Source organism: Mycobacterium timonense, from assembly GCF_025821985.1.
GTDB lineage: Bacteria > Actinomycetota > Actinomycetes > Mycobacteriales > Mycobacteriaceae > Mycobacterium > Mycobacterium avium.
This window is the reverse complement of the sequence record NZ_JACKSY010000012.1, coordinates 1-690: the sequence shown is the minus strand read 5'-3', so window position 1 is coordinate 690 and position 690 is coordinate 1. Positions and strand designations below refer to the sequence as shown.

Annotated in this window: 1 protein-coding gene; it reads left to right on the top strand. The window is 69.1% G+C overall.

The annotated features are described in order from the left end of the window. The coding region (locus H7I87_RS03325; RefSeq protein WP_264002561.1) for a condensation domain-containing protein at positions 1-690 on the top strand (690 nt) is incomplete at both ends.

The following is a 690-nucleotide window of genomic DNA, read 5'->3' as shown; positions in this document are numbered from 1 at the left end:
CGCAGTTGGCGCCTCGGGTGCGCGGTGGTGGCCGCACGCTTGCTCGGGTGGTGGCGGGTGAGCGGCCGGCGGTGGTTCCGTTGTCGTTTGCCCAGTCCCGGTTGTGGTTCCTCGACCAACTGCACGGGCCGTCCCCGGTGCACAACATGGCCATCGCGCTGCACCTGCGCGGATCGTTGGATACCGACGCCATGGGCGCCGCGCTGCTCGACGTGGTGGGCCGGCACGAGAGCCTGCGTACCGTGTTCGCCGTCTGCGACGGCACACCGCACCAGGTCGTGATCCCCGCCGAACAAGCCGACATCGGCTGGCGGGTGATTGACGCCAACGGATGGCCGGCGAGCCGGCTGAACGACGCCATCGACGCGATAGCCGGCCACCGATTCGACCTGTGCCACGAAATCCCTTTGCGCGCACAGCTTTTCCGCCTCGCCGAGGACGAGCATGTGCTGGTGGCGGTGGCCCATCATATCGCCGCGGACGGATGGTCGCTGACCCCGCTGGTGCGCGACCTCGGCGCGGCCTACGTCCGCCGATCATCCGGGCGGGGCCCGGATTGGGGGCCTTTGCCGGTGCAGTACATCGATTACGCGCTGTGGCAGCGGGCGCAGTTCGGTGATCTCGAGGACCCGGACAGTCCGATCGCGGGGCAGTTGCGTTATTGGCAGGAGGCGTTGGCCGGGTTGCCCG